This window comes from Streptomyces sp. NPDC042102, assembly GCF_055582305.1.
In genome coordinates this window covers 96,998-114,949 of sequence record NZ_JBVJDL010000013.1, presented here as the reverse complement: position 1 = coordinate 114,949, position 17,952 = coordinate 96,998, and the positions used below count along the sequence as shown (strand labels likewise).

The 17,952-nt window shown below is 71.1% G+C and carries 16 protein-coding genes; 6 read left to right on the top strand and 10 right to left on the bottom strand.

Going from position 1 to position 17,952, the window contains the following annotated elements:
* The first annotated feature begins 99 nt into the window (after window positions 1-99).
* Both ACZ6KO_RS31490 and ACZ6KO_RS31485 read left to right on the top strand, forming a co-directional pair.
* A complete protein-coding gene (locus ACZ6KO_RS31490) occupies window positions 100-918 on the top strand; it encodes an SCO4651 family lipoprotein (protein ID WP_469307384.1) in 819 nt (272 codons plus the stop codon).
* 140 nt (window positions 919-1,058) lie between these two features.
* Complete coding sequence (locus tag ACZ6KO_RS31485) at window positions 1,059-1,208, top strand: hypothetical protein (RefSeq protein WP_401453879.1); 150 nt, start codon at window positions 1,059-1,061, stop codon at window positions 1,206-1,208.
* Window positions 1,209-1,236: 28 nt separating this feature from the next.
* On the opposite strand, the gene ACZ6KO_RS31480 is transcribed toward ACZ6KO_RS31485, so the two are convergent.
* Entirely contained in the window at window positions 1,237-1,593 is a 357-nt protein-coding gene (locus ACZ6KO_RS31480; RefSeq protein WP_469307383.1) for a metal-sensitive transcriptional regulator, read from the bottom strand.
* Between the two features lie 198 nt (window positions 1,594-1,791).
* Here ACZ6KO_RS31480 and ACZ6KO_RS31475 point away from each other — a divergent pair, with 198 nt between their 5' ends.
* Together ACZ6KO_RS31475 and ACZ6KO_RS31470 are read left to right on the top strand one after the other, a co-directional pair.
* Window positions 1,792-2,412 carry a DUF47 domain-containing protein gene (locus tag ACZ6KO_RS31475; protein WP_469307382.1) on the top strand — a complete coding sequence of 207 codons (621 nt, stop codon included), beginning with the start codon at window positions 1,792-1,794 and terminating at the stop codon, window positions 2,410-2,412.
* Between the two features lie 5 nt (window positions 2,413-2,417).
* The gene (locus ACZ6KO_RS31470) at window positions 2,418-3,416 is read left to right on the top strand and encodes an inorganic phosphate transporter (protein WP_469307381.1); all 999 of its coding nucleotides are present in this window, start codon (window positions 2,418-2,420) and stop codon (window positions 3,414-3,416) included.
* A gap of 125 nt (window positions 3,417-3,541) precedes the next feature.
* On the opposite strand, the gene pstB is transcribed toward ACZ6KO_RS31470, so the two are convergent.
* The 7 genes from pstB to mshD all read right to left on the bottom strand — a co-directional run bounded on the left by pstB (window position 3,542) and on the right by mshD (window position 12,717).
* Window positions 3,542-4,318, bottom strand: a complete 777-nt coding sequence (gene pstB, locus ACZ6KO_RS31465) for a phosphate ABC transporter ATP-binding protein PstB (protein ID WP_401453850.1) — start codon at window positions 4,316-4,318, stop codon at window positions 3,542-3,544.
* Between the two features lie 29 nt (window positions 4,319-4,347).
* Window positions 4,348-5,430 (bottom strand): phosphate ABC transporter permease PstA, encoded by a 1,083-nt coding sequence (gene pstA / locus ACZ6KO_RS31460; protein ID WP_469307380.1) that lies wholly within the window; start codon window positions 5,428-5,430, stop codon window positions 4,348-4,350.
* Window positions 5,430-6,419, bottom strand: coding sequence for a phosphate ABC transporter permease subunit PstC (gene pstC, locus ACZ6KO_RS31455; RefSeq protein WP_469307379.1), 990 nt, complete (start codon window positions 6,417-6,419; stop codon window positions 5,430-5,432). The genes pstA and pstC overlap by 1 nt, the downstream gene beginning before the upstream one ends.
* A 136-nt stretch (window positions 6,420-6,555) precedes the next feature.
* Complete coding sequence (gene pstS / locus ACZ6KO_RS31450; protein WP_469307378.1) at window positions 6,556-7,692, bottom strand: phosphate ABC transporter substrate-binding protein PstS; 1,137 nt, start codon at window positions 7,690-7,692, stop codon at window positions 6,556-6,558.
* Between the two features lie 425 nt (window positions 7,693-8,117).
* A complete protein-coding gene (locus ACZ6KO_RS31445) occupies window positions 8,118-9,089 on the bottom strand; it encodes a CHAD domain-containing protein (protein ID WP_469307377.1) in 972 nt (323 codons plus the stop codon).
* The gene (locus ACZ6KO_RS31440) at window positions 9,070-11,346 is read right to left on the bottom strand and encodes an RNA degradosome polyphosphate kinase (RefSeq protein WP_469307376.1); all 2,277 of its coding nucleotides are present in this window, start codon (window positions 11,344-11,346) and stop codon (window positions 9,070-9,072) included. Before ACZ6KO_RS31440 ends, ACZ6KO_RS31445 begins: the two co-directional genes overlap by 20 nt.
* 447 nt (window positions 11,347-11,793) lie before the next feature.
* On the bottom strand, window positions 11,794-12,717 hold the full coding sequence (mshD, locus tag ACZ6KO_RS31435; protein WP_469307375.1) for a mycothiol synthase: 924 nt from the start codon (window positions 12,715-12,717) through the stop codon (window positions 11,794-11,796).
* Between the two features lie 116 nt (window positions 12,718-12,833).
* On the opposite strand from mshD, the gene ACZ6KO_RS31430 reads away from it, so the two are divergent.
* Window positions 12,834-14,654, top strand: a complete 1,821-nt coding sequence (locus tag ACZ6KO_RS31430) for a bifunctional metallophosphatase/5'-nucleotidase (RefSeq protein ID WP_469307374.1) — start codon at window positions 12,834-12,836, stop codon at window positions 14,652-14,654.
* Window positions 14,655-14,838: 184 nt separating this feature from the next.
* The gene (locus tag ACZ6KO_RS31425) at window positions 14,839-15,714 is read left to right on the top strand and encodes a phosphatidylinositol-specific phospholipase C (protein ID WP_469307373.1); all 876 of its coding nucleotides are present in this window, start codon (window positions 14,839-14,841) and stop codon (window positions 15,712-15,714) included.
* Here the strand turns inward: ACZ6KO_RS31425 and ACZ6KO_RS31420 are convergent.
* Together ACZ6KO_RS31420 and ACZ6KO_RS31415 are read right to left on the bottom strand one after the other, a co-directional pair.
* Window positions 15,688-17,133, bottom strand: a complete 1,446-nt coding sequence (locus ACZ6KO_RS31420; RefSeq protein ID WP_469307372.1) for a sensor histidine kinase — start codon at window positions 17,131-17,133, stop codon at window positions 15,688-15,690. The genes ACZ6KO_RS31425 and ACZ6KO_RS31420 overlap by 27 nt on opposite strands.
* Window positions 17,130-17,870, bottom strand: coding sequence for a response regulator transcription factor (locus ACZ6KO_RS31415; protein ID WP_469307371.1), 741 nt, complete (start codon window positions 17,868-17,870; stop codon window positions 17,130-17,132). The genes ACZ6KO_RS31420 and ACZ6KO_RS31415 overlap by 4 nt, the downstream gene beginning before the upstream one ends.
* Between the last annotated feature and the right edge of the window lie 82 nt (window positions 17,871-17,952).

Sequence of the window (17,952 nt, the reverse complement as noted above, 5' to 3'; positions counted from 1 at the left end):
CCGCGCGGTATCCCCGTGACGGGGAACCCCGCCCCTCGTTAACCGGAGCGGGTGGGGGCCTCGGGCAAGCAGCGGTCATGTGTTGGGGGTTGGCAGGCGATGGTGGTGCACCAGCACAGGCTGCGGGACGGGCGCGCGGGTGCGGCGGCCGCGGCCCTGGCCCTGGCGGCGGTCTCCGGATGCGGTGGCGGCGGTACGGACGGCAAGCCGCCCGCCGACGGGACCGCGGCCGTGCGCGGGGCGGCCGACGTACTCGCGCGGTCCGGCAGCGCGCGGGCCCGGACGGCGATGGAGATGGCCACCGGCGGAACCCGGGTCACCATCCGCGGCGAGGGCGGCGTGAACTTCCGGAGCCGGATGGGACAGCTCCTGGTCATGCTGCCCGCCGACGTCACCGGCAGGCCCGGCCACCGCCCCATCACCGAGCTGCTGACACCCGGCGCCCTCTACATGAAGAACCGGGGCGCGGGCGTGCCCGCCGACAAGTGGGTCCGCGTCGATACGACCACCCTCGGCGACGGGAACCTGGTCACCGGCGGCGCCACCGACCCGGTCGTCGCCGCCGAGCTGCTGCGCGGCGCGCAGGAGGTGACGTACGTCGGCGAGACGGAGCTGGCGGGGACGAAGGTCCGCCACTACCGCGGCACCACCGACATCGGGCGGGCCGCGCTCAGGGCCTCTCCGGACGCCAGGGGCGCCCTGCAGGCGGCGGCGAAAGGGTTCAGCACGGACACCGTGCCGTTCGACGCCTATCTCGACGAGGAGGGGCGGCTGCGCAAGGTGCGGCACCGCTTCAGCTATGTGAACAAGGGGGAGATCGACGTCTCCTCGACCACCCTGCTCTACGGCTTCGGCACACCGGTGACCGTCGTGCTGCCGGCCGGCGGGGACATTTACGCAGGAAAGATCGCGGACTGACCGGGGCGGCGGGAAGGACAGCGCGATCGGGCCATGCCCGGTATCCGGAAATGGTCCATCCGTGTCATGCGCACAGCGCCCCGGCCTCCCTAGGCTGAGACCCCGACGGCGATTGAGGTCGGCAGAAAGAGGTGACCTTCGTGACTCCCGCGGTCGGTATGACGGTGCAGGACTGCGTGGCCCTCGCCGAGATCGAGCTGTGCGGCGAGCTGATCATCGCGGCCTCCGCCGCGGACGAGGAGCGGCTCAGCCAGGACCGGATCGACGAGGTCCTGCTGGGCGTCGGCTGATCCGACGCCCCGGACGGCACCGCCGGGCTCAGGTCCGCAGCAGGCGGGCGATGGCCTTCGTCGCTTCCTCGACCTTGGTATCGATCTCCGCCCCGCCCTTGCCGTCGCCCTGAGCGGCGCTCTCGACGGCCGCGGTGGCGACACAGTGCCGCAGGTGCTCCTCCAGCAGCTGGAGCGCGAAGGACTGCAGCGCCTTCGTGCTGGCCGAGACCTGGGTGAGTATGTCGATGCAGTACACGTCCTCGGCGACGAGCCGTTGCAGCCCGCGGATCTGGCCCTCGATCCGGCGCAGCCGCTTGAGGTGCTCGTCCTTCTGGTGGTGATAGCCGTGCACGGCGCCTTCGCCCTGCGCGTGGCCGGTGGGCTCCGCCTCGGTGGTCGTCATGCGTGCTCCCGTGGTCCGGATCGAGGGATGCATACCCCTCATGGGTATAGGGTACTGGGCCCTGGCAGAAGGCACAGGGGCCCGTTCCGCCCACTCTGCCTGACGATGGAGGACACTGGTGAACCGCCGGTTAGCCGTGGCCGGACGATGCGCCTAGCATCAGCCTGACCGAATCCGAATGCACCCCGAGGACCTCACGTGCGATTTCGTCTGACCCCCAGGGAGACGAGCTTCTACGACATGTTCGCCGCATCCGCGGACAACATCGTCACGGGCTCCAAGCTCCTGATGGAACTGCTCGGGGCGGACGCGTCCGGCCGGGCCGAGATCGCGGAACGGATGCGGGCGGCGGAGCACGCGGGGGACGACGCGACCCACGCGATCTTCCACCAGCTGAACTCCTCCTTCATCACACCGTTCGACCGCGAGGACATCTACTCCCTGGCCTCGTCGCTCGACGACATCATGGACTTCATGGAGGAGGCCGTCGACCTGGTCGTCCTCTACAACATCGAGGAACTCCCCAAGGGCGTCGAGCAGCAGATCGAGGTCCTGGCCCGGGCGGCCGAGCTGACCGCCGAGGCCATGCCGCACCTGCGCACGATGGACAACCTCACCGAGTACTGGATCGAGGTCAACCGTCTCGAGAACCAGGCCGACCAGATCCACCGCAAGCTGCTCGCCCACCTCTTCAACGGCAAGTACGACGCCATCGAGGTGCTCAAGCTCAAGCAGGTCGTCGACGTGCTCGAAGAGGCCGCCGACGCGTTCGAGCACGTCGCGAACACGGTGGAGACCATCGCGGTCAAGGAGTCCTGAACCTCGTGGACACCTTTGCGCTGGTCGTGACCATCGGTGTCGCGCTCGGCTTCACGTACACCAACGGCTTCCACGACTCCGCCAACGCCATCGCGACCTCGGTCTCCACGCGGGCGCTGACCCCGCGCGCGGCCCTGGCCATGGCCGCCGTGATGAACCTGGCCGGTGCCTTCCTGGGCAGCGGGGTCGCCAAGACGGTCAGTGAGGGTCTCATCGAGACGCCCCACGGCACCCGCGGCATGTGGATCCTGTTCTCCGCGCTCGTCGGCGCGATCGTCTGGAACCTGATCACCTGGTACTTCGGGCTGCCCTCGTCCTCCTCGCACGCGCTCTTCGGCGGCATGGTCGGCGCGGCGCTGGCCGGCGGGACGGCGGTCATCTGGAGCGGGGTCGTCGACAAGATCATCATCCCGATGTTCCTCTCGCCGCTCGTCGGTCTCCTCGTCGGCTACCTGGTGATGGTCGTCATCCTGTGGATCTTCCGGCGGGCCAACCCGCACAAGGCCAAGCGCGGCTTCCGGATCGCGCAGACCGTCTCGGCGGCGGGCATGGCGCTCGGGCACGGTCTCCAGGACGCCCAGAAGACCATGGGCATCGTGGTGATGGCCCTGGTCATCGCCGATGTCGAGGACGCCGGCGACCCGATCCCGGTGTGGGTCAAGATCGCGTGCGCCGTGATGCTCTCGCTGGGCACGTACGCGGGCGGCTGGCGCATCATGCGCACCCTGGGCCGCAAGATCATCGAACTGGACCCGCCGCAGGGCTTCGCGGCGGAGACCACCGGCGCCTCGATCATGTTCGGCTCGGCGTTCTTCTTCCACGCGCCGATCTCCACGACCCACGTGATCACCTCGGCGATCATGGGCGTGGGCGCGACCAAGCGGGTCAACGCGGTCCGCTGGGGCGTCGCCAAGAACATCATCCTCGGCTGGTTCATCACGATGCCGGCGGCGGCGCTGGTCGCGGCGTTGTGCTTCTGGATCGTGAACCTGGCGTTCGTCTGACGCGTGCTGCCGACGGCGCGCGGGCGGAAACGAAAGCGGGCCCGGCTCCCCCCACCCAGGGGGAGCCGGGCCCTTTCGCCTTGCGGTGGCACCGCCATGCAGCACCGCAGGACGTCTGGACGTCTCTAGCCGAAGCGGCCCGAGATGTAGTCCTCGGTGGCCTGGACGGACGGGTTGGAGAAGATCCGCTCCGTGTCGTCGATCTCGATGAGCTTGCCGGGCTGACCGACGGCCGAGAGGTTGAAGAAGGCCGTGCGGTCCGAGACACGGGCGGCCTGCTGCATGTTGTGCGTCACGATGACGATCGTGAACTGCTCCTTGAGCTCACCGATCAGGTCCTCGATCGCGAGCGTGGAGATCGGGTCCAGGGCCGAGCAGGGCTCGTCCATCAGCAGGACCTGCGGCTCGACCGCGATGGCGCGGGCGATGCACAGACGCTGCTGCTGGCCGCCGGACAGGCCCGAGCCGGGCTTGTTCAGGCGGTCCTTGACCTCGTTCCACAGGTTGGCGCCCTTGAGGGAGCGCTCGACGATGACCTCGAGCTCGCTCTTCTTGAACTTGCCGTTCAGGCGCAGGCCCGCCGCCACGTTGTCGAAGATCGACATGGTGGGGAAGGGGTTCGGGCGCTGGAAGACCATGCCGACCGTGCGGCGCACGGCCACCGGGTCGACGCCGGCGCCGTACAGGTTCTCGTCGTCCAGCAGCACCTTGCCCTCGACGCGGCCACCGGGGGTGACCTCGTGCATGCGGTTCAGGGTGCGCAGGAAGGTGGACTTGCCGCAGCCGGACGGGCCGATGAAGGCCGTCACGGAGCGGGGCTCGACGGTCATGGAGATGTCGTCGATGGCCTTGTGGGTGCCGTAGAAGGCGGAGAGACCGGAAACGTCGATGCGCTTGGCCATGTGAATCAGCTTCTTTCCGTTGGCCGCGGTCAGCGACCGGTCTTCGGGGCCTTCCAGCGGGCGATGCCGCGGGCCACCAGGTTGAGGATCATGACGAAGGCGATCAGGACGAGGGCGGCGGCCCAGGCCCGGTCGTAGGAGTCCGCACTGCCGACCTTGTACTGCTCCCAGATGTAGAGGGGGAGCGAGGACTGTGCGCCTTCGAAGGGGTTGTCGTTGATCAGCTGGGAACCGAAGACCAGCAGCATGATCGGCGCGGTCTCACCGGCGATACGGGCCACGGCCAGCATCACACCGGTGGAGATACCGCCGATGGCGGTCGGGAGCACGACCTTCAGGATCGTGCGCCACTTCGGCACGCCGAGGGCGAGGGAGGCCTCGCGCAGCTCGTTCGGGACGAGCTTGAGCATCTCCTCGGTGGAGCGGACCACGACGGGCATCATCAGGATCGCGAGGGCCATGGCGCCGGCGAAGCCGGAGGGACCGAAGCCGAGCATCAGGTTCCAGGTCGTCAGGATGAACAGACCCGCGACGATGGAGGGGATGCCGGTCATGACGTCGACGAAGAAGGTGACGGCCTTGGCCAGGGTGCCCCGGCCGTACTCGACCAGGTAGACGGCGGTCAGCAGGCCGATCGGGGCGGCGATGGCGGTGGCGAGCAGGACCTGCTCGATGGTGCCGAGCAGCGCGTGGTAGACACCGCCGCCGGGCTCGAAGCCGGCGACGCCCTTCATCGAGTGGCTGAGGAAGTAGCCGTCGAGGACCTTGAGGCCGCGGCTGACCGTGACCCAGATCAGGGACAGCAGCGGGATGACCGCGAGGATGAAGCAGACCCAGACGACCGAGGTCGCGACGCGGTCCTTGGCCTGGCGGCGGTTCTCGATCACCGAGCTGGCGGTGTACGTGATGAGGACGAACAGCAGGGCGGCGATCAGGCCCCACTGGACCTTGCTCTGCAGACCGGCGACGGCGCCGATGCCGACGCCGAGGGCGACGGAGACGACCGCGATACCGGCCGGGGCCCAGCGGGGGAGACCGCCGCGGGTGAGGCTGTCGGGAGCGGCGGACTTGCGCGGCCGAGCGGGGCGCGGGTCCTGGATTGCGTGGCTCATCAGGCGTTCGCCCCCGAGTACTCCTTGCGGCGCGCGATGATCATGCGAGCGGCGCCGTTGACCAGCAGGGTGAGCAGGAAGAGGACGAGACCGGAGGCGATCAGCGCGTCACGGCCGAACTCGTTGGCCTCGTCGAACTTCGCGGCGATGTTCTGCGCGAAGGTGCCGCCACCCGGGTCCAGCACGTGCAGCGAGATCAGGAAGCTCGGGGACAGGACCGTGGCCACGGCCATGGTCTCGCCGAGCGCGCGGCCGAGGCCGAGCATCGAGGCGGAGATGACGCCGGAGCGGCCGAAGGGCAGCACCGACATCTTGATGACCTCCCAGCGGGTCGCGCCGAGGGCCAGGGCGGCCTCCTCGTTCATGCGCGGGACCTGGAGGAAGACCTCGCGGCTGACGCTGGTCACGATCGGCAGGATCATGATGGCCAGCAGCACGCCGACGGTGAAGAGCGAACGCGCGACGCCGATCTGCGTCTTGTCGAAGACGTAGGTCCAGCCCATGTACTCGTCGAGCCAGAGGTTCAGGCCGCCCATGTAGGGCACGAGGAAGAGCGCGCCCCAGATGCCGTAGATGATCGACGGCACGGCCGCCAGCAGGTCCACGACGTACGCGAGGGGGGCGGCGAGCTTGCGCGGCGCGTAGTGGGAGATGAAGAGGGCGATGCCGACAGCGACCGGGACCGCGATGACCATCGCGATGATCGAGCTGACGACGGTGCCGAAGAGCAGGACGGCGATGCCGAAGACAGGGGGGTTGGCCGACGCGTTCCAGTCGAAGGTGGTGAGGAAGTTGCCCTCGTTCTTCGACAGCGCGATCGAGGCCCGGTAGGTGAGGAAGGCGGCGATCGACGCCATGATCACCAGGAGCAGGATGCCGGAGCCCTTGGAGAGCCCGGAAAAGACCTTGTCACCGGCGCGGCCGGTGGTGGTCTTGCGCCCGGAGACAGGCGGAGCCTGGTCTATCTGGGTGGGTGTGGTGGAAGCCATGTTCTTTCCGGTCTGTGTGGGGGCCGTGCCCCCTGGCGGCGGTGCACCGGATCCCCCCGGAGGGGGAGGACACCCGGGTGCCGATCCGATCGGACGGGAGCGGATCGGCACCCGGGGTCGTTACCTGTTGCGGGTTCTACTGCAGGCCGGCGACGACCTCGCGGACCTTCTTGTTGATCTCGGCCGGGATCGGGGCGTAGCCGTTCTCGGAGAGGATCTTCTGGCCCGCGTCGCCCGCGGTGTAGCCCAGGAAGGACTTGACGGCGGCGAGCGTCTCGGGCTTGTTGCCCTTGTCGCAGACGACCTCGTAGGTCACCAGGACGATCGGGTAGGCACCCTCGGCCTTGGTGGCGTAGTCCAGCTTGAGGGCCAGGTCGGAGCCGGTGCCCGCGACCTTGGCGGCGGCGATGGCCTTCGAGGCGTTCTCGGAGGTCGCGGCGACCGGGGCGGCGGCACCGGTGTTGATGTCGACCGTCTTGATGCCCTGCGAGCTGGCGTAGGAGAGCTCGAAGTAACCGATCGCGCCGTCGACCTGCTTGACCTGCGCGGCGACACCGGCGGAGCCGGACGCGGCCTGGCCACCCGGGGCGGGCCACTTCTTGGCGGCCTCGTAGGTCCACGCGTCACCGGCGGTGGCCTTGAGGTACTTGCCCAGGTTCTCGGTGGTGCCCGAGTCCTCGGAGCGGTGGAAGGCCTGGATGGCGGTGGGGGGCAGGCTGGCGCCCGGGTTCAGCTTCTTGATGGCCTCGTCGTCCCACTTCTTGATCTTGTCGTTGAAGATCGCGGCGAGGGTGGGGGCGTCGAGGGTGAGCTTGTCGACACCGTTGACGTTGAAGCCGATGGCGACCGGGCCGCCGACCATGGGCAGGTTGATGCCCTGGCCACCGGTGCAGATCTTCTTGGAGTCCTCGACCTGCTCCGGCTTCAGCGCCGAGTCGGAGCCGGCGAACCCGACGGTGCCCTGGTTGAAGGCCACGATGCCCTCACCGGAGGAGGAGGACTTGTAGTTGACCTCGACGCCGGAGCAGGCGGCCATGTAGTTCTTGATCCACAGGTCGACCGCGTTCTTCTGCGCGGAGGAGCCGGACGCGAGCAGCTTGCCCTTCGCGTCGTCGCACTTGATGTCACCGGCGGCGGCGGACGGCTGCTTGGTGCCGGAGCCGGTGTCCTTGGTGTTGTCGTCCGAGCCGCACGCCGTGAGGACCAGGGCGCCGGACACGACGAGGGCCCCGAGGGCGGAGGCACGAAGCCGGTTCTTGCGCTGAAGCTTCACTTTCGGGTGTTCCTTCCAGGAGCCGCCGGCCGCTTTCTGTGTTTCGGGGCGGCGTGCGAAGAGGACTACGTCGGATGCGGGTGCAGCGCGCGTCAATCAGCCCGCGACTCGCACCGTGCACTGCCGAAATTAGGCAGGACAGGTGAAGTGGCCGACCGGGGTGAGTGAACGGACGGTGAACCATGGCGGACGGCATGGTGCGCGGATGCCCTGGTGCGCGCGGGCGTAAGCCTCCGTTATGCGCCCGTTATGGGACGGGCGTGCGCCGTCGGCGAGGGCGGGCGGCGCCCCGGACCCCGGACCGGGAGTTGGCTGGATTTCGCCGGTCGGGTGTCCCGGTGGCGGAAGCGGACAGGGTGCCCGGCCGGAACGGCGGGGCACCCTGGGCGGGACGGAAGGGACGGAACGGACACAGCGGCGGCGCCTCAGCCGCTGGGCAGGGCGGCCGGCGAGCGGAGCCAGATCTGCTGGAACGCGAAGCGCGCGGCCTCCACGTCATGGCGCTGATCCGCGTGCAGCACGCCCAGGGCGTACGCCGTCGCCGGGGCGATGCGCGGGGTGCGCGCCGCCGTGGCCGAGGCCGCCGCCGCCTCCGCCGCGTCGCGGTGCCGGTCCAGGGCCTCGCCGGCCGCCGCGAGGCGGGTCACGTCGGCGCCCAGGGCCTCCTGCGCGTAGCGGTGCGCGCGCAGCAGGCGGCGTACCTCGTGCCAGGGCGCGTCCTGGTGGGAGTCGTCGATCAGCGCGTCCGCGTTGTACGGGTGCGAGGCGCGCGACAGCGGCAGCGAGGACACCGCGGCGGTCAGCCGGGTCTCGCACACCCCGGCCAGCGGGACGAGGACGTTGTCCACCCGCCCGGCCGCCGCGATCGAGTCCAGCGGGACCTCCGAGGCGAGCACCGCCACCGCGTCCGCCACCGCGTGGAAGCGCGAGGACCCCAGGGCCTGGAGCGTCGCCGAGTGCGCGCGGGTCCGGGCCAGCGTGAGCTGGCGCTCCAGCAGGGCGCCCGCCCGCGCCGAGCCCACGGTCAGGGACCCGGAGCCGCCGCGCTGCGCGGGCAGCTCCGGGGCGCCCGACAGCCGGTGCAGGGCGTCCAGCAGCCGGCGCAGGCGCGCCGCGTACGCGTGTTCGTCCGCCAGGGTGGCCGACAGCCAGACCAGCTCGGTGCGCAGGCCGTCCGCCCACGACGAATCGGCGACCGCGCGGTAGGTCGACAGGGAAGCGCTGATCCGGCGCGCGGCCCCCCGCAGGGCGCGCGCCGCCTCACTTCCCTCGACCGCGTCCGCGCCGCTCTCCTCGTGCAGGCGGAGCCCACGGAGGAAGGCGGTGGCCTGGGACCGCAGGTACGTGCCGAGCACGTGACCCGCGGTAGCGGTCAGGTCATGGTTTTGCTGAGCCACGCCGGCGCCTCCGGGCGTCTATGAGCATCTCCTGTACGTGCCGCAGCGGCTGGCCCTCCGCGTCCGTGCTGTGCCGGGTCCACTCGCCGTCCGGGCCCAGGTGCCAGGATGAGGTGGAGTCGGACATACCGGTTTCCAGCAGCCCGTCCAGGGCGGCGCGGTGGGCCGGGTCGCTCACCCTGACCAGGGCCTCGATGCGGCGGTCGAGGTTGCGGTGCATCATGTCGGCGCTGCCGATCCAGACCTCGGGCTCGCCGCCGTTGCCGAAGGCGAAGACCCGGGAGTGCTCCAGGAAGCGGCCCAGCACCGAACGGACCCGGATGTTCTCCGAGAGTCCGGTGACGCCCGGGCGCACGGCGCAGATGCCGCGCACCCAGATGTCGATCGGGACGCCCGCCTGGGAGGCCCGGTAGAGCGCGTCGATCACGGCCTCGTCGACGATCGAGTTCATCTTGAGCCGGACGTACGCGGGGCGGCCGGCCCGGTGGTGGGCGGCCTCCTTGTTGATCCGCGAGATCAGTCCGTCGCGCAGCGAGCGCGGGGCGACCAGCAGCCGGCGGTAGGTCTCGCGCCGCGAGTAGCCCGACAGCCGGTTGAAGAGGTCCGAGAGGTCCGCGCCGACCTGCGGGTCGGCGGTGAGCAGGCCGAGGTCCTCGTACAGGCGGGCGGTCTTGGGGTGGTAGTTGCCGGTGCCGACGTGGCTGTAGCGGCGCAGCGTCTCGCCCTCCTGGCGGACGACGAGCGACAGCTTGCAGTGCGTCTTGAGGCCGACCAGGCCGTAGACGACGTGGCAGCCGGCCTCCTCCAGCTTGCGCGCCCACTTGATGTTGGCCTGCTCGTCGAAGCGGGCCTTGATCTCGACGAGGACGAGGACCTGCTTGCCGGACTCGGCCGCGTCGATCAGGGCGTCGACGATCGGCGAGTCGCCGGAGGTCCGGTACAGCGTCTGCTTGATCGCGAGGACGTCCGGGTCGGCGGCCGCCTGCTCCAGGAAGGCCTGGACGGACGTCGAGAAGGAGTCGTACGGGTGGTGCAGCAGGACGTCCCGCTCGCGCAGGGCCGCGAAGATGTCGGGCGCGGACGCCGACTCGACCTCGGCGAGGTCGCGGTGGGTGCCCGCGATGAACTTCGGGTACTTCAGCTCGGGCCGGTCCAGCGACGCGATGCCGAAGAGGCCGGTCAGGTCGAGGGGGCCGGGCAGCGGGTAGACCTCGGCGGCGGAGATCTTCAGCTCCTGGACCAGCAGGTCGAGGATGCCGGGGTCGATGGACTCCTCGACCTCCAGGCGGACGGGCGGGCCGAAGCGGCGCCGCATGAGCTCCTTCTCCAGGGCCTGGAGCAGGTTCTCGGCGTCGTCCTCCTCGACCTCGAGGTCCTCGTTGCGGGTCACCCGGAACATGTGGTGCCCGAGCACCTCCATGCCGGGGAAGAGCTCCTCCAGGTGCGCGGCGATGACGTCCTCGAGGGGGACGTAGCGCTGCGGGGAGGCCTCCAGGAAGCGGTTGAGCAGCGGCGGGACCTTGACGCGGGCGAAGTGCCGGTGGCCGCTGACGGGGTTGCGGACGACGACCGCGAGGTTGAGCGAGAGGCCCGAGATGTACGGGAAGGGGTGCGCGGGGTCCACGGCCAGCGGGGTGAGCACCGGGAAGATCCGGTTGCGGAACAGGGTGAAGAGGCGCGCCTGCTCCTTCTCGGTGAGGTCGCGCCAGCGGATCAGCTCGACGCCCTCCTCGGCGAGGGCCGGGGAGACGTCGTGCTGGTAGCACGCGGCGTGCCGGGCCATGAGCTCGCGCGAGCGGGTCCAGATCAGGTCGAGCACCTCGCGGGGCTGCAGCCCGGACGCGGAGCGGGTCGCGACGCCGGTCGCGATGCGGCGCTTGAGGCCGGCCACGCGGACCATGAAGAACTCGTCCAGGTTGCTCGCGAAGATGGCGAGGAAGTTAGCCCGTTCGAGGAGCGGGGTGGCCGGGTCCTCGGCGAGTTCGAGGACCCGCTCGTTGAACGCGAGCCAGCTGCGCTCCCGGTCGAGGAACCGGCCGGCGGGCAGCTCCCCGCTGCCGTCCTTGTCGTCGTAGGCGTCGAGGTCGGCGTCGATCTCGGGCTCGATGTCCACGTGGGGGCGGTGTGCGGCTATGGAGCCCAGCCGGCGGGCCGTGGCCGAGGCGGCGAGCGAGGCCGCGGTGAGGGGCGACGGGGTCTGGGTGGGCTGGACGGGAACCTCGGTGCTTGCGGCGCGGGAGCTGGGCTTGTTGCTCATGACTCCATTCTTCCGCGCGGGCGGCATTGCAGGCGCGTCGGAATCGGCGGCGAGCTGTCGCGGTCCGGGGTGCATGGGGGTGAGCGTCGCAAGCGCGTCTTAATGCCCGGTTAATGGCGCGTGGCTTCCGGGAACCGAGGCCGTGGCGCCTCCACCGGGGCTGCGCCCCGCGCCCCGGCCCCGCGGGCAGGCGCCCACTACCGTGGGTGACCCCTCGCAACCGGAGCGCCGCCCTTCCAGCCCCTCCGGCGTTCGAGGAGCGAGGTCCCCGGGGCGTAGTCCGGGGGTCCGGGGCGGAGCCCCGGTTCCGGGAAGGGGCGGGGTGGGGGAGCAGCCGCCCGCAGGGCCCGCGCCCGCCCCGCCACCGCCGACCCCGCAGGGGTCCCCAGGAGCCGTACGGCCCCGGCCAGGGGCCCGAGGATTCCGGGTCCCTCCGGGAACGGGGGGTCAGGATTCCGTTCGGTACATCAGGTCCACCTCGTGCGTCGTGAACCCCAGGCCCTCGTACACCGCCAGCGCCGCCGGGTTGTCCGCGTCGACGTACAGCATCGCCGTCGCCAGGCCCGCCGCCGCCAGGTGGCGCAGGCCGATCGTCGTCAGGGCCTTGCCCAGGCCGCCGCCCTGCGCCGTCGGCAGCACGCCGAGCACGTAGACCTCGCCCAGCTGCTCGGCCGCGTGGACCTTCGTCCAGTGGAAGCCGACCAGCTCGCCCTCCCGCTCCGCCAGGAAGAAGCCCTTCGGGTCGAACCACGGCTGCGCCTTGCGGTCGTCGAGGTCCCGCTGGGTCAGCGCGCCCTGCTCGGGGTGGTGCGCGAAGGCCACGGCGTTGGCGGCCAGCCACGCCGCGTCGTCGTCGCCGGGGACGAACGTACGGACCGTCACCCCGGCCGGAAGCACCGGTTCCGCGAGGTCCAGGCCCACCAGCGGCCGCCGCAGCTGCCGCAGTTCGCGGAACAGCGTCAGCCCCAGCACCTGCGCCAGGTGCCGCGCCGCCGACTTGCCCCCGTGCGCCCACATCCGGATCCGCTTGCCGGAGGCGGCGAGCAGCGCCGACCCCAGGGCCCGCCCGTGCCCGCGTCCGCGCAGCGCCGGGTGGACCACCAGCTCCGCCGCCGGTGCCTCCACCGGATCGGTGTCCTCCAGCTGGGCGTAGCCGGCCAGCCGGCCGCCCTCGGTCAGCAGGAAGTGCCGGATCCCCTCGCGCGGTCCGCCGCGCAGCTGGAGCCGGCCCTGCTCGGACACGGCGGTGGTGCCGTCCGAGCGGGCCGCGTCCTCGACCAGGGCGAGAACCGCGGCGGCCTGGTCCTCCGTCAGTTCGTCGAGGGTCACAATCTGCCGTCCCGGCTCCAGGGCCGCGCTTGCGTCAGTCATGAGCCGAGCCTACGACCGCAACCTGCCCGTAACCCATTACCCCCTGTCGTGCTACGCGCGTTGACCATAGGCTCGGGCTCCTCCCATGTTGTTTCGCTGTCCGCAAAGGGGAACTGATGTCAGCGACACCACAACGGCGCGGCCGAACCCGCCGGTTGACCCTCGCCGCTCTCGCCGTCACCGCCGGCGCCGGAGCCCTGGTCGCCGCCGCGCTCCCGGCCGGGGCCGCTGTTGGTGGCGGTCAGGACAAGAAGAGCGGCACGGTCGACGTGCAGCTGCTGTCCTTCAACGACTTCCACGGCACCATCGAGCCTCCGCAGGGCTCCTCCGGCACCGTGACCGAGCGCCAGGCCGACGGCACCACCAAGTCGATACCCGCCGGTGGGGCCGAGTACCTGGCCACCAGCCTGCGTGAGGCCCGCAAGGGCCACGAGTACACCGTCACCGCCGCGGCGGGCGACATGATCGGCGGCAGCCCGCTGCTGTCCGGTCTCTTCCACGACGAGCCGACCATCGAGGTGCTGAACAAGGTCGGCCTCGACGTCTCCAGCGTCGGCAACCACGAGTTCGACGAGGGCCGGGCCGAGCTGCGCCGCATGCAGTACGGCGGCTGCCACCCGGTCGAGGGCTGCTTCGAGTTCGGCAAGACCTTCGAGGGCGCCTCGTTCAAGTACCTCGCCGCCAACGTCACGGACGAGAAGACCAAGCGTCCGCTCCTTTCGCCCACGTACGTGTGGAAGAAGGGCGACGTGAAGGTCGGCTTCATCGGCGTGACCCTGGAGGGCACTCCGGACGTCGTGACGGCCGAGGGCGTCAAGGGCCTGAAGTTCGGCGACGAGATCGAGTCGATCAACAAGTACGCCAAGGAGCTCCAGCGCCAGGGCGTGCAGTCCATCGTCGCGCTGATCCACGAGGGCGGTCTGCCCGCCAGCGGCGCGTACAACTACGACTGCAACACCCCGGGCGCCGGCGCCGGCATCTCCGGTGCGATCGTCGACATCGCCAAGAACGTGGACTCCTCGGTCGACGCGCTGGTGACCGGTCACACGCACCAGGCGTACGCCTGCACCATCCCGGACCCGGCGGGCAACCCGCGTACGGTCACCTCGGCCGCCTCCATCGGCCGGCTGTACACGGACACCACGCTGACGTACGACCGCGCGACCAAGGACATCGTCCGTACCGCGGTCAAGGCGCCGGCCACCGCCAACCACGTCGTGCACCGGAACCAGCCCAAGGCCCCGGACATGACCGAGCTGATCGGCCGCTGGAACGCGCTGGCCGCCCCGGTCGCCGGCCGCCCGCAGGGCTTCATCTCGGCCGACATCCCCGGCCGCGGCTCCGAGGCGTACGAGAAGCCGCTCGGCAACCTGATCGCGGACGCCCAGCTGGAGGCCACGGCCGCCGCGGACAAGGGCGGCGCGGAGCTGGCCATCATGAACCCGGGCGGCATCCGCTCGGACCTGGCCTACAAGGCGTCCGGCGCCGAGGGCGACGGCGTGGTGACCTACGGCGAGGCCTTCACGGTGCAGCCGTTCACCAACATGCTCAACGTCGTGGACCTGACCGGCGAGCAGCTGGTCACCGCGCTGAAGCAGCAGGTCACCGGGCCGGTCAACGGCAACAACCCGAAGATCCTGCAGATCTCCAAGAGCCTGACCTACACCCTGGACATGACGCAGGCGGGCGGGGACCGGGTCGTGACCGACTCGATCCGTCTGAACGGCCAGGCGATCGACCCGGCGCGCACCTACCGCGTCGTGATGAACGAGTTCCTCGCGGGCGGCGGTGACGGCTTCACCGTCCTGAAGGAGCACAAGAACAAGCTGGTGGGCGTGTCCGACCTGGACGCCTTCAACACCTACCTGGCCGCGCACTCCTCGGCGACGAGTCCGCTCGCCCCGCCGGCGACCGGCCGCATCACCGTCGTCAAGTAGGCACGGGCAGCGGTACGGAGGGGGCGGTGGATCCGGTCGGGTCCGCCGCCCCCTCCGCGTGTGCGGGCCCGGCGCGCGGCCGGCGCGGGCCGGGGCGGGAAAGCCGGGGCTGCCGATGGGTGGAGATCTTGATGTGTGCACGACATAATCCCGGCGACACCCACGGCGGTTGAAGGGGCGGGACATGAGCCTGGATCGGCGCACGTTTCTGGTCGGCGCGTTGGCGGCCGGGGTCTCCACCACCGTCCTCGGGGCGCGCCCCGCGAGCGCCCGCACCCTGGGCACCCAGGACTGGATGGCCGGCCTCCCCGCCGGTACCGCCCTCCAGCGGATGACCATCCCCGGCACCCACGACTCCGGAGCCCTCCACGGCGGCCTGTACGTCGCCTGCCAGAACATCGGCATCGGCCAGCAGCTCGACGCCGGCATCCGCTTCCTGGACGTGCGCTGCCGCGTCAGCGGCGGCTCCTTCGCCATCCACCACGGGTCCTTCTACCAGCACCTGATGTTCGGCGACGTCCTCGTCTCCTGCTGGAACTTCCTGGCCGCGCACCCGTCCGAGACCATCCTCATGCGGGTCAAGCAGGAGTACTCGGGCGACAGCGACGCCACCTTCCGCGCGATCTTCGACGACTACCTCGACGCGCGCGGCTGGCGGCCGCTCTTCCACATCGCCCCCACCCTGCCCACCCTTGGCCAGGCCCGCGGCAAGGTCGTCCTGCTCGCCGACAACGGCGGTCTGCCGGGCATCCGCTACGGCGACGGCGCCCACTTCGACATCCAGGACGACTACAACACCGAACCCTTCGCCAAGCGCGGCAGGATCGAGAACCACTTCCGCAAGGCCGTCTCCCAGCCCGGCAAGCTGTACGTCAACTACGTCTCGACCTCCGCCTACATGCCGCCGCGCTGGAACGCCGACCGCCTCAACCCGCAGATCCACTCCTTCGTCACGGGCGGCGAGATGGCCGGCCGCACCGGGCTGGGCGCGGTCCCCATGGACTTCCCCAACACCCGCGGCGGCTTCATCGACTCACTCATCGCCCGCAACCCCTTCTGACGGGTGACCGGGCGGCGGTGTCGGCGCGCCCGGGATCCGGATCTCCGCCACCGTGCCCGGACCGGGCTCGGCCGGCCGCAGCCGGGCCGTCCCGCCCGCCCGCTGGACGGTCCGGGCCACGATCGACAGCCCCAGCCCGCTGCCCGGCAGCGCCCGCGCCGACGGCGAGCGCCAGAACCGGTCGAAGACGTGCGGCAGCTCCTCGGCCGGGATCCCCGGCCCGTGGTCCCGTACGGTCAGCTCCCCGTCCCGCAGCGCGATCTCGACCCTGCCGCCCGCCGGGCTGAACTTCACCGCGTTGTCGAGGATGTTGACCACGGCGCGCTCCAGCGCCGCCGGCTCGCCCCGCACGTACCAGGGCCGCAGGTCGCGGACGAAGGTCAGCTCGGGGCCGCGCAGCCGCACGCGCGACAGCGCGCCGGCGGCGATCTCGTGCAGCCCCACCACCTGGAGCGGGCCGGGCGCGGCCGCGTCGGGCCGGGACAGCTCCTGGAGGTCCCCGATGAGCGTGGCCAGTTCGGTCATCTGCGCCTTGACCGAGGCCAGCAGCTCCTTGCGGTCCTCCGGCGGGATCGCCCGCCCGGTCTCCTCGCTGCGCGCGAGCAGCTCGATGTTCGTACGCAGCGAGGTGAGCGGGGTGCGCAGCTCGTGCCCCGCGTCCGCGATCAGCTGCGCCTGCCGGTCCCGGGAGGAGGCCAGCGCCGCCGTCATCGAGTTGAACGACCGCGACAGGCGGGCGATCTCGTCGTCGCCGGCGTCGGGGATCCGTACCGTCAGGTCCTCGGTGCGGGCGATGTGCTCGACGGCGTCGGTCAGCTCGTCCACCGGCCGCAGGCCCGCCCGGGCCACCAGCAGGCCGGCCGCGCCGCCGCCGACGACCCCGATGCCGGAGACCAGCAGCAGCACCCAGGCCAGCGTGGACAGCGGCTTGTCGATGTCGGCCAGCGGCCGGGCCACGGTCAGCGCCGCCGGCCGCGGGCCGACGGTGGCGGGCTGGCTGTAGACGCGCACCGACGTGCCGTCGGTGGTGGTCGTGTCGTAGAAGGTGGCCCCGCGCTCGCGCTGGGCGATCTCCAGGTCGATCCCGCTGACCCGCAGGGTGTTCTTGCCGTCGACCCAGCAGTGACCGCCGTCCGGGAACACGATCTGCACCTGGGCGCTGAGGTTGTTGACCAGCCGGTCGGGCGGGACCACCTGGCCGGAGACGCAGCGGTACTCGCCGAGCACCTGGTTGGCCTGCGCCGCGGCGTTGGTGGAGCGCAGCGAGCTGTCCAGCTGTTCGCTCAGCTGCTCGCGCACCATGAACCACGCGACGGCGGCCACCCCCGCGACCGCGACCGCCACCGCCGTCGCCACCAGCAGGGCCAGCCGGGAGCGCAGCGGCAGGGCGCGGAACCGCGCGGCCGGATCCGGTCTCACTCGGGACCGCTCTCGCCCGCGCGCAGCGCGTAGCCCACCCCGCGCACGGTGTGCACCAGGCGCGGCTCACCGCCCGCCTCCGTCTTGCGCCGCAGGTACATCACGTACACGTCCAGGGAGTTGGAGCTGGGTTCGAAGTCGAAGCCCCAGACGGTCTTGAGGATCTGTTCGCGGGTCAGCACCTGGCGCGGGTGCGCCAGGAACATCTCCAGCAGGGTGAACTCGGTACGGGTCAGCTCCACCGGCCGCCCGCGCCGCGTGACCTCGCGGGTCGCCAGGTCCATCCGCAGGTCGTTGAAGGTCAGCACGTCCTCGGCCGGGGCGCCCGCCGCCGCGCGGGCGGAGGCGTACGCGCTGCGCCGCAGCAGGGCCCGGACCCGTGCGAACAGCTCGTCCAGCTCGAACGGCTTCACCAGGTAGTCGTCCGCGCCGGCGTCCAGGCCGGTGACGCGGTCGCCGACCGTGTCGCGGGCGGTCAGCATCAGGACCGGGGTCACCGAACCGGCGGCGCGCAGCCGCCGGGCCGCCGTCAGGCCGTCCATCCGGGGCATCTGGATGTCGAGCACGATCAGCTCCGGCGCGTACGCCGCCGCCTTGTCGAGGGCGTCGAGCCCGTCGACGGCGGTCTGCACGCCGTACCCCTCGAAGGCGAGGCTGCGGCGCAGGGCCTCGCGGACGGCCGGTTCGTCGTCGACGACGAGGATGCGGGCGGCTTCGCCTTCGGCGGGGGTGTTCATCGGCGGGTTCCTCGGTGGTGGTCGCGGGCGGGCGGCACCCTCCAGCCTCGCACGGCCGGGGCGGGGGGCGGGGCGGAAGGAG

Coding starts and splice junctions, on each gene's coding strand:
- ACZ6KO_RS31415 (WP_469307371.1), bottom strand. CDS start 17,870: ATGAACACCCCCGCCGAAGGCGAAGCCGCCCGCATCCTCGTCGTCGAC.
- ACZ6KO_RS31490 (WP_469307384.1), top strand. CDS start 100: ATGGTGGTGCACCAGCACAGGCTGCGGGACGGGCGCGCGGGTGCGGCG.
- pstB (WP_401453850.1), bottom strand. CDS start 4,318: ATGGCCAAGCGCATCGACGTTTCCGGTCTCTCCGCCTTCTACGGCACC.
- ACZ6KO_RS31480 (WP_469307383.1), bottom strand. CDS start 1,593: ATGACGACCACCGAGGCGGAGCCCACCGGCCACGCGCAGGGCGAAGGC.
- ACZ6KO_RS31430 (WP_469307374.1), top strand. CDS start 12,834: ATGTCAGCGACACCACAACGGCGCGGCCGAACCCGCCGGTTGACCCTC.
- pstA (WP_469307380.1), bottom strand. CDS start 5,430: ATGAGCCACGCAATCCAGGACCCGCGCCCCGCTCGGCCGCGCAAGTCC.
- mshD (WP_469307375.1), bottom strand. CDS start 12,717: ATGACTGACGCAAGCGCGGCCCTGGAGCCGGGACGGCAGATTGTGACC.
- pstC (WP_469307379.1), bottom strand. CDS start 6,419: ATGGCTTCCACCACACCCACCCAGATAGACCAGGCTCCGCCTGTCTCC.
- ACZ6KO_RS31440 (WP_469307376.1), bottom strand. CDS start 11,346: ATGAGCAACAAGCCCAGCTCCCGCGCCGCAAGCACCGAGGTTCCCGTC.
- ACZ6KO_RS31425 (WP_469307373.1), top strand. CDS start 14,839: ATGAGCCTGGATCGGCGCACGTTTCTGGTCGGCGCGTTGGCGGCCGGG.